The 10,448-nt window shown below is 59.1% G+C and carries 8 protein-coding genes; 5 read left to right on the forward strand and 3 right to left on the reverse strand.

The window, feature by feature from the left end; translation table 11 throughout:
* Positions 1-53: 53 nt before the first annotated feature.
* Entirely contained in the window at positions 54-1,262 is a 1,209-nt protein-coding gene (locus ACIIOY_RS26405; RefSeq protein WP_411037650.1) for a TonB-dependent receptor, read from the reverse strand.
* Between the two features lie 212 nt (positions 1,263-1,474).
* Here ACIIOY_RS26405 and ACIIOY_RS26410 point away from each other — a divergent pair, with 212 nt between their 5' ends.
* The 5 genes from ACIIOY_RS26410 to ACIIOY_RS26430 all read left to right on the forward strand — a co-directional run bounded on the left by ACIIOY_RS26410 (position 1,475) and on the right by ACIIOY_RS26430 (position 7,250).
* Positions 1,475-2,104: a TetR/AcrR family transcriptional regulator gene (locus tag ACIIOY_RS26410; RefSeq protein WP_411037651.1), complete on the forward strand. Its 630-nt coding sequence runs from the start codon at positions 1,475-1,477 to the stop codon at positions 2,102-2,104.
* An 88-nt stretch (positions 2,105-2,192) separates the two neighbouring features.
* Positions 2,193-2,501 (forward strand): hypothetical protein, encoded by a 309-nt coding sequence (locus ACIIOY_RS26415; protein ID WP_411037652.1) that lies wholly within the window; start codon positions 2,193-2,195, stop codon positions 2,499-2,501.
* A 1,165-nt stretch (positions 2,502-3,666) separates the two neighbouring features.
* Positions 3,667-4,335, forward strand: a complete 669-nt coding sequence (locus tag ACIIOY_RS26420) for an integrase domain-containing protein (protein WP_411037653.1) — start codon at positions 3,667-3,669, stop codon at positions 4,333-4,335.
* 859 nt (positions 4,336-5,194) lie between these two features.
* Positions 5,195-5,926: a helix-turn-helix domain-containing protein gene (locus ACIIOY_RS26425; protein ID WP_411037654.1), complete on the forward strand. Its 732-nt coding sequence runs from the start codon at positions 5,195-5,197 to the stop codon at positions 5,924-5,926.
* A 511-nt stretch (positions 5,927-6,437) separates the two neighbouring features.
* Positions 6,438-7,250, forward strand: coding sequence for an IS5 family transposase (locus tag ACIIOY_RS26430; protein ID WP_411037655.1), 813 nt, complete (start codon positions 6,438-6,440; stop codon positions 7,248-7,250).
* Positions 7,251-7,274: 24 nt separating this feature from the next.
* On the opposite strand, the gene ACIIOY_RS26435 is transcribed toward ACIIOY_RS26430, so the two are convergent.
* Positions 7,275-9,371 (reverse strand): AAA family ATPase, encoded by a 2,097-nt coding sequence (locus ACIIOY_RS26435; RefSeq protein ID WP_411037656.1) that lies wholly within the window; start codon positions 9,369-9,371, stop codon positions 7,275-7,277.
* Between the two features lie 95 nt (positions 9,372-9,466).
* Positions 9,467-9,763 carry a hypothetical protein gene (locus tag ACIIOY_RS26440; RefSeq protein WP_411037657.1) on the reverse strand — a complete coding sequence of 99 codons (297 nt, stop codon included), beginning with the start codon at positions 9,761-9,763 and terminating at the stop codon, positions 9,467-9,469.
* Positions 9,764-10,448: the final 685 nt, after the last annotated feature.

Below are 10,448 nucleotides of genomic sequence, written 5' to 3' on the forward strand. Positions count from 1 at the left end.
GACGAAGCGCAACTTCGCAGCCATCGTCGCGCTCGCAGCGGGGTTCACCTTGGTCAAATCCGTCCACAATGCCTAGGGATACTGAACGTGTCGCCATTCTGCTTCCCGCTGAATTCGGATCTGAAATAGTTGAGGCCGGCGACCCAGGAAATGGGGCTGTCATCGAGCGACGACAGGCGAAACTCCTGAAAATAGGTTCGGTCCCGCATGTTATAGGTCATGAGGTCGACGCCGGGAGTATTGAAGTAGTCGAACGACAGCGGGGCGACTTTCGAGAATATTAGTCCATCCGTCAGGTCCATGCGCTGATCGAGCGTATCTTGCTGGATGCTCGAAACAGACGTGAACTTGAAGCTTTCGAAATTGTGCTCGAAGCGCAGATTGATCCCGTAATTCTCGCGCTCGAACTTGTTTTCGGGATTGGTGGCGCTGATTGGAAAATCGGGATAGTCCCGGAGCAGGAAGCGCGACGAATTGTCTTCGGATTTGTTGTAGTGGAAGGTGAGCTGTGCGCGGGTGTCGGCGTCCGGGGTGAACAGGAGGGAGCCTCGAACTGCGCCGACATCGAACCCTCCTTCCTTGCCGCCAGTCACGATATTGCGCACATCGCCGTCGCGGCCGGTGTATTGGACAGCCAGCCTTCCGGCGAGCACATCGTCAATCAATGCACCGTTGGCGATGAACTCACCAAGGCGATGACCGTTTGTGCCCACCTCACCGCGAAGGCTGAACTCGCGGTCGAATGTAGGCGTGTTGGTGATGAAGTTGACGGCGCCGCCCTGAGCGTTTCGGCCAAACAAGGTTCCCTGCGGCCCTCGCAGCACCTCGATCTGCTGCATGTCCAGCATCGTGACTGGCATGCTATAGGCCGAGCGGGGAATTTCATCCACGTTGTAAACAACGGAAGTGTCCTCGGCCGACAGTGGGCTGAATGAACCCACGCCACGAATGATGCCTACGTTGCTGTATTGGGCGCTGTAATCGACGTAGCTGAAATTCGGCGTCGAGCGCGCAATGTCAGCGTTCGAGCCGGTCTTGGGCATGAGCTGTAGCTTTTCCGCGCCAAGCACGGTTACGGGAAGCGGAACATCCTGCGCTTTGTCATCCCGCTTCGTGCCATAGATGACGATTGGTTCGAGCATCGTCGCCGCGTTCTGGTCGGCCTCCTGACCAAAGCTCGGCTGCACCAGGCCGGCGGTGAGGGCCAACGCCAAAACGCTAGTCGAGGCGCGCAGTTTCTTTCCCTTCATCTCTGTCATCATCCTGTTTGTCCCCTTGCGCATGCTGCCGCCCCTTCTCAGCCGCTTGGGCCGCAGGTGGCCCCGAAAATGACTCGCATTAACATCATGACTAAACAATTAGTCAATGTACAAACTGGACAATTAGGATCAGAATAAGCCATAAATTGACGATGCGGTTAGCGCGCTATACAGTCGTTCAGTATGAAGGTCGCCAAGGCGAGAGGAACCCCGGCATGCCTGAACTACGTCGCGTTTACACGACCGTCGATGCCCGCGATCGAATCCTTGAAGCGGCGCTTACGGTTTTCTCCGACGTAGGTTTTGCCGGGGCCACGATGCGGGCCATCGCAGATGCGGCCGAAGTTTCGTCGGGCCTCATCCACCATCACTTTAAGGACAAGGAAAGTTTGTGGAAACTCGTAGGAGAGCGGATTTCCGCAGAATTTCAGGAAGCCGTCTCGGTCGGAACTGAACTTGACGATCCGGCCCTATCGCTGCGGCGTGCGATAGAGAATTACCAGCGATATTGGAGAGAGCACCCCCGCGCGCTTCGCTTCCAGCTCTGGCGGGTGCTAGGCGCGCCAATAGAGGAACGCAAAGCACGATCGAAACTTCTCAATCAGCATTTTGTCCCAAAGTTCACGACAGCCCAAGAAGCCGGGATTGTGCGCAACGACATTCCGGCCGGGTTGGCGATGGTCACGGCCGGCGGCCTCATCCAATACTTTCTGCATAGCGACATAGAAACCGAAGATGCCATTGCCGTCACTGGCGATGCCCCACTCGATGATGACCAGGTGCTTGATTACCTGCTCGGGCTCATCGCCCCAGCCCGCGCTACCGGCAAGAAAGATACACCATGAACGCTCCCCGGCTTACCGTCCTGAACGCTGACAGGTTCCCGATCATCACATTGAAGGCAGCGAATTGGCCTCTCGCGGAATCGAGGCAATGATCGCGGATTTCGAGACGTTGGTGTCCGACGAAGCTACCTTTGTGCTGTTGATGGCCGGCAAGCATCGCGGCTCCGAGCAGCCGCATGACGATCAGAAGCGCTGGATTCTCTGGCTCAAGGAAAACCGCGATAGAATGGCGGCCCTGTGCCGGGGTGTTGTATCAGTCGTCGATGCGACCACTGATGGCGATCTTCAGCACAAACAGGCGGCCGGGATGGAGGCTATGTTGGGGATTCCCATCAGACTTGCGGATAATGCAAACGAGGCTGATCGCATAGCTTCGGAGTTGATAGGGCAGAGCTAAGTAGCGGCATCAAGCCACTGCACGGTAGCGGAAATGGGTGACATCCTCTCTCTGCCGCAGAGACTCGCACCGGTAGAATGGTGCCGCAATCCTTGCCGGTCGGGCGGCGTCCGATCGGTCTCATGACGGGGTTCGCCGCAGCCGTATTATGTCTTTCCGCATCGTCACTGGTTTCCGCAGTGACGGTCCAGGCGACTGCCGCAACAATACGGTGAAGCGCTTCACCGTATTTATTGATGCACGCATGACGATGGTCTGTTAGGGTGCTCGCGCACTGAACCTCCCGGCGGGTTTCGAACACCGGGGACCGGCGCAGCAAGCGGTCGTTCCTTCTGCTGCAAGGCCGTACCCAACCGGCCATCCCCAGGACGCGCGCAGGCTCATCGAGCGCGTCAGCCCTGATCCAACAGGGTGGAGCCATACTTGTCGCAGCGGCATTGCCCGCCGCTTTCCAAGCCCTGCCACAGTGCGGGCCGGCCGGCATTCCACCGGCATCCACCAGCCGCACCCTTGCCTGTTCAAAGGCAATTCGCCTGCGGCGGCATGCGTCATGCGGCTCGTCCGATCCCTGCGGCAACCTTTATCATCGGTGTTCTCCGGCGCTTGTCGGACTGCGGCACCAACCTTCCGGTCTTCCTTGGCTGTGGCAGCGTTCATTCGCCGGTCGCGTCGTCTTCATCATCGTCGAACCGCTGCGGCGTCTCCCGCCGCCGCCCTCGGCCATGCCGTCCAGCGGCGGCCGTCATCTTCCATCACCTCAACCAGGAGCTTCCTCCATGCATCACATCGTCATCCATTCCGTCTGTGCGTCACCCTGCGGCAAGCCGATCCGGCGACCGCCATGACGCAGGTTTCCCGCCTCGTCCTCATCCTCGCGCGGCCTGTCCCGTGCACCTTCCGCCTGGCCTTCCCACAGGAAGAAGGGCGGACGCCTCATTCGAGGCAACAGGTGATCACGAGCGCACCTGGCCCATAGGCCCTTCGGGGCATCCCGCTTCATGCGGGATGGCATGCACACTGACCAGATGCCGCCGCTCGGAAAGACAGAGAGAAGATCGCAATGCCCCGCTCGCCCGGGTCGATGATTACGTTTGGAGAATGGATCATGGACGATTTGACATACGAACTGAGGCAACTGTGCCGCCGAAACAAGGACGGCGGTGCCATGACGCAGGCGCAGCGGATGGGTTCTCTGACGACGATCGCCCGACAGTTGAAGCAGGCCGGCGTCATCCCCGCCGACAACGCGGCGCTCGGCATTCCGCAGCGAAAGTCAGCCGACAGCGGAAGCGGCAACAACAGGATGAAAGCCCTCGATGGCAGCCGCCTCGATCGCGTGACCGATGCGCATGTCCATATGAGCCTTCGCTTGCAGGAGGCGTTCGGCCTGCGGCGGGAGGAAGCGATCAAGTTCCAGCCGGCCTATGCCGACAGGGGCGACCACATCGCGCTCAAGGGGTCCTGGTGCAAAGGCGGGCGGGAACGGATGATTCCAATCGCCACCACGGAACAGCGCGCCGTGCTCGACCAGGCCCATGCGCTTGCCGGCTCCGGCTCGCTGATCCCTGCGCAGAGGAGCTATATTCAGCAGCGCCATGTCTATGACGGCCAGTGCAAGGCGGCGGGCCTGAGCAACATGCACGGGCTGCGGCATGCCTACGCACAAACCCGCTACGAGGTGCTGACCGGATGGAAGGCGCCGGCCGCCGGGGGACCGGACAGGAAGGCGCTGACCTCGGAGCAGCGCGCCATCGACGCCGAGGCGCGGCAGCAGATCAGCCGGTCACTGGGCCATGAGAGGATCGCCATCGTCGCCGCATACATCGGGCGATGACGCATCCAAGATGCAGGGAAGCGTACCGCCACGCGCAGGCGCAAATCCGCCGGACAGGCCATGCTGGCCCTGACAATGCCGTCACGGACGGCGATGGATTCGGCGGGTTCCATCGCATTTGGTAATGAAAGAAGGGCGTCGGTTTGCTATGGTGATCCCGCACTGACCTACGAGCGGGTTCTTAAAGACCGGCACAGCAGGCGGTCTGTTCGTGGGTGCATCTTCTGCTGCAAGGCCGTATCCAAACGGCCATCCAGACGCGTTCCGGCTCCCTCGCACGCGTCGGCCCTGCCAGCAGGGTGGAGCCATACTTGTCACAGCCGTGCCTCCGTCAAACAGATGCCGGCATCGTTGTCGAAGGTGCCCGCGCCGGCGGCACGGCCTGTTCGCAGCCCCGGCATCCGCATCGGGGTCTTATCCTCCTCTCGGCGTCCGGTGGTTCGCCGGATCGCCGTCGCTCGTCATCGTGCGCGCAATCGCCAGCGCGGCTTTTACCGCTCGCAGGCTTTCCGCTTGCGACGGTGCGCGCCTCCTTGTCTTCCGCGCGGCATCGGTCGTCCGCCGCCCGCACCCTGTTCATCGGCTTCGAGGAAGCCCGCCCTCGCCATCGCGCGCGGGATCGCAAGTTCGCTGAAACAGCGGTGAGCGCGTAGGAGAAGCCTCTTCTCGTTGACGAGGAAAGGTTTCCGGTCAGTCAAAGACGCAGGCTCCTTGGGGAGGCCCAAACTCCTATCCCGAAGATGCCGAGCGTCCACGAGCTTGCAAGAGCTGTCTCTTGCGGGACGGGCGAAGCCTTGTCTCGACCGAAGCCTTGCCCGCTGCCCTGCCGCGCCCGCCCCAACGGGAAGGGTGAAGACCCATGTTCGAACAGATTGGGACGGTGCTCGAAAGAGTGCTGGACAAGCAACGGGCGCGCGCGCCGGTCAGAAGGAACAGCTACCGGTGCGGCCGGTGCGAAGCCGTGTTCTGGAAGAGGACGAGCCGGCAGGAGGTCCGGCGCATCCTGCTTGCGGCAAAACGCTACGAACTAGCCTTGCGCCGCAGAAGCCGGCGCTGCGGCCCGCTCGGCTCGGTGGCGATCGAGGTGCTGGAGTATTTCGTCAACCTGGTCGACTTCAGGACCGGCCGGCTGGAGCCGTCGCTCGACACGCTGGTGCGCCGGCTGAAGCGATCGCGCGATGCGATCGTGCGGGCGCTCAAGAACCTGCGCGCGCATGGGTTTCTCGACTGGCTCAGGCGCTACGTGCCGACAGGTCAAGAGGGACGCGGCCCGCAGGTGCGGCAGGCCAGCAACGCATACCGCCTGCATCTCCCCGAACGGGTGAAACAGCTTCTGGGCTGGCGAGGGCTTCCTCCTTCGCTTCCCGACGATTGCAAACATGCGCAGGAGGTTCGCCAGGCAGAGCTGGAAACCTACGACAAATCCCTCTCCCTCGAAGAACTGGCCCTGTCCACGCTCGGGGACACTCCTCTGGGGCAGTCCCTGGCCCGGCTTGGAAAGAACATCGAACAGCGAAAGCCGAACCAACAGCGCGAGTCCGCCAGACGGGTAGAGTCCGAATCTTACTCTATTAAACCTGCTCCAGACTAGGCAGGAAGCGCTGCGCCATCCTTCAGCGGGGGGTCGAAAGCGGCTCCAGAACATACAGGAGGCAGCCATCACGGTATCCATCCATGCTCGAACCGCAGCGTTTACGCCTGCGGCAGCGGAAGCATACGTAAAGACAACCTGTGTCAGATGCCGCATACTTATCGTTGGACGACTGGAATGCGCCGCCATGGCGGTCGTTGGAGCTGCGCCGCCGATCGCCTGAAAGCAGACATCCATTCGATGCGGGTGGAATGCGCAGGTCGTTGGACGATCCGGAAAGTCTCCTTTCAGGAGCGCAGATCGGATAGCGGACTTCCTTCAGCGGGCCATCGTATCAGCGTTGCGCCCTATTCTCATTCAAAAGCGACTTGGCCGGGCTCTCTATTAGCAGCCCTTGGGCTTCAACCTTGCCAAGGGCTATCCGCCATCTAAGAGTCCGTCCCGAAAGGGTTGAGGGGCTGGGGCGATCGTGATTCCAAGGGGTTGTTCAGGCCATCTTGGGAAGCGAGCGATGTGGACCCCAGCCACTCGCCGGCAGCATAGTCGTGCGGGGCTTCGATACGAAACGGATTTGACGGATGCGGAATGGCAGTTGATCGAGCCGCTGCTGCCAGCGCCGAAGCGGACGGGGCGGCCCTTGTCCTGGCCTGTGCGCGAGATCGTCAACGCGATTTTCTACGTGATGCGCGGAGGCGTCGCCTGGCGGCTTTTACCGAGCGATCTGCCGCCGAAGAGCACAGCCTATCGCTGGTTCGCGGCATGGCGGGACAGGGGCGTGTTCGAGGCGCTGAACCATGCACTGCTGATGCTCGACCGGGAGCGCTGCGGTCGGTCGGCGTCACCGAGCGCCTGCATCATCGACAGCCAGAGTGTGAAGACGAACCAAGCGGGTGGTCCGCGCGGCTACGATGCCGGCAAGAAGATCATGGGACGCAAACGCCACGCCCTCGTCGATACCGCCGGGCGCGGCCTCGTCTTGTTCGCCCATCTCGCCAGCGTGCAGGACCGCGACGGGGCGGGTCCGCTGCTGGCGGCCTCGCGGCGCCCGTTCCCGTTCATCGAGAAGGTCTTCGCAGACGCTGGCTACCAAGGTCCGCGCGTCGCGACCGCTACCCGCATCGCCGTCGAGATCGTCCGCCGCAAGCCCGATCAGATCGGCTTCGCCGTCCAGCCCCGGCGATGGGTCGTCGAACGCTTCTTTGCCTGGATCAATCGAAATCGACGCCTCTGGAAAGACGCAGAGGCCACCATCGCCTCCGCAACTGCCTTCCTCTACGCCGCCGCACCGATGGTCCTCATCCGACGTATCGCACGAACGACATGACTTCCGGGACGGACTCTAAGAGAATTAAGCTGAGCTGATCTGATCAATCACCATCTTCATGCCTTCTGGTTGGTAACCCTCTTGGACCATGCGGCTGACGATCAGGTTCCGAAGCACCTCGTAGCCAACCGGACTCCCCACGATCGCTGTGAACTGCTTCAGGATATCCCGTCCCGGGAGTTTCTTGCGCCATGTGCCATCAGCGAAACTTCCTTCTATCTCAGTTCGGAAGCTCTGTTCGGCTTCGATTAGCTTCGCTTCAGATAGCTCACCCTCAATGAGCCTTGCCGTGCGTTCTGCTGAGCGACTTGCGGCACCAAACAGCTCTTTCCCAATTGTCAGGCTTTCGGGCGGGAAGCCTAGATCGATGCAGCCCACCAAGTGGGAGTTAACGAAAGTCCTCAGTTTCTGGATCAGTATTGCCGGGACCACCTTCCTAGCGGCTTCTGTAAATTTAGATTCGACAGTCGCGGCAGTATAAGTGTCAGTCATTCCAAGGGAGTTAAGAACGTCTGCGATATATTGACCGTGAAGCAGATAGTTCTCTATGTGATAGACATCCCATTGAAACCTGCCTACCGTCGACGTGGTCTCCGAGGGGCCATCGCTATCCATGTCCGTAATTGCGTAGAACTTTGTAGGCAGGTCGCCCTTCGCATATGCGCGCTCTAGAACTTCATGCAAAAGCTTTACACGTGTCTTATTACTTCCAGAAATCAGGTTTATTCCGCGCAGCTCGTCGGGGAACAGCGCACTGGCAAGGGTCTTGTCGAAATCGGTATCACCACCGCCTTCAAAAATCAGCCCCTTCCCACCCGGGCGATATGCGGCGAGATCGCCCACAAGGTCTGCGAGGACGGCATCAAGATCATCCGTGACCGAAAGGGGGCGCAACTGAGAAGTTTCCGCGCCCTCAGCTCCACAAGGAAGCATATGGAACACGTTAAACCCTGGCTTCCCTACGGCCTCACGTATGAGCGCGTCCGAATGCGTGACTAGCCAAAGCTGGTTTTGGAGCGCTTCGCCAAGGTGCTTGCGATAAAATTCAGGTAGTCCGCGGATCAGTCTAGGGTTTAGGTGCAGCTCTGGTTCATCGAGAAGGATAATCGAATTTTTTGGGGCCGAGCTGCGTATCCTGAGATATCCGTATAGGATCTCCTTTTCCCCTGAGCTTAGTTCGTCAAGGTCATGCTCGTTTCCTCCCTGAGTTTTCACAGGAAATGCCAAGCTCCCATCGGGCATTGGCCTCGGTCCTGAGAATGATTTATCGGGAAAGAACGCTTCAAACAGTTCTTTTAGGGTATCGGAAAGTGATGCTACTGGCTCCGATGTCGGTGATGACGCTTTCTCTGCAAGAAGTTCCTTGACGAAATTACCCGCCATCTCGCTCTTCACGTTGGCGTACTTGTTATTGTAATTATATAAGCTATGCGCGCTTTGATTTTGGTTTGCCTGATCTAGGCTAAGGTTGATTCCTTGGACATTTTCTCGACCATAGTGCCTTTGCGCCCCATGGAAATCGACAACACCAATTTGTCTTGGTCGATAGTTGCTGAAAACAACTGACAGCAATCGGGACGATTCAAGCTGCACCTGTCCGTTAGGCAGAATGATGGCGCGCGCGGTTACCTGTTGCTTCGCCAACTCTTCCACTAGTTCCGGAAGTTCGTTCGCCAATCTCGCTTTGACCTCTGGCTCTCGGTCTCGAAACTGCGCTGAGAACAAGGCTTTGCGATATCCTCCAAACTGGAACGCTTCTGGCAATACGGACTGCCATATCGTTTCTTCAAGCAGTTCAGCGGCGTTCGCGTTGACATATGCTCTTTCATCATCTCGCAACTGAAAATGTGCTTCGAGATGGACGGGCCTAGTCAAATCATTGAAGAGACCTTTGAGCTGCGTGGTCCCGCCGTGAAGCTGGATCGCAAATTCACCGAAAAAGTGCTGCCATTCGTTTTGTTGGTACCCACCGTAGGTGGATTTCAGCAGTCGTATGGCATCAAATGCACACGATTTCCCTGATCCGTTTTGCCCCGCAATAATTATGGTGTCGCCGAGGTCTTTTGCTTCCAGTCGCTGAATGCCTCTGAAATTGCTGATAATGAGATTATCGATCTTCACGGGCGGCTCTCCTCAAGGTCTACCTTATCGCTGGTTGGCTTGAGCCGCTAGGCGGCGCGCACAAATTCAGCCGCATCGGATCGCCCTTCGTCCCGCTAAGCGAGCATCAGCTTCGCCCTGGCGATAACACCCGGCACACATATAATTGTGATGCCGCCAGCCACCTCCACGGTGCGTTCGATCCACTCGCCTCCCTTGCTTTGCATGTAGGAGTCGCAGGCCTCACACCATGCATCCCTGAAGTCATCTTCATCCTCCGGCGGAAAGGAGACAAACCCGTCGGTGTCTGGTGATGCTCGACCCACGATATGGGGGCAGACGAATGTGATGGGCTGATGCCCATGCACCTCGCAGTCGCAATGATCGTCGTCGTTGTTCGCTGTAGTGGTCATATTGGACTGCCCCATGTTTGCCAGAGGCGCAGCGACCTAAGTGACAGTTGCACGAACGGCCGCTTTCAACACTCGTGTTTTGCGCCGCGGAAGACCGCTTTGTTGGCGCAAGCGAACGATGACCGCGCACTGACGAACGTCTGCTACTGCCATCCGCCTCCCCAAAACCTGCCCTTCTGCAAACGGCCCCTTTTGATCGTTCGATGAGAAGCCTTTTCTGGCTCCGGGCCACATAAGAGGTCGGCTTTGACAGCCTCCGCTCAGGCTACGAACTGTAGCGCCCGCGCCTGTGGCAGCCAACACATGGGTTGCCGGCTGGATGCTCGCCGGCAACCTGCTGGTGAACCACTGCGGCAGATCAAGCCGCGAACCGAGCACAAACGGCAAAAGCGCAGATGGAAAAAGGCCGAACGGAATGGGCTAAGGGGACGGAATGAAGGGGAAAGGCCCTATTTGGAAAGGGCGAAAGGGAAAGGGTAAAATGGCAGGTGCAGGATATTCTCTCCTGCCGGCCTATCGCCAGTCCGGCCATGGTTTATAGGCCTTCCGGGCGTGGGTAAATTGTGGGTAGGCTTGCGTTGATCTGGAGTTTTCTCAACAGAAACAACGAGGCTGGTTGCGGGGGCAGGATTTGAACCTGCGGCCTTCAGGTTATGAGCCTGACGAGCTACCGGGCTGCTCCACC

The sequence above is a fragment of the Shinella agrisoli genome (assembly GCF_046557955.1).
In the GTDB taxonomy this organism is placed as follows: Bacteria; Pseudomonadota; Alphaproteobacteria; order Rhizobiales; family Rhizobiaceae; genus Shinella.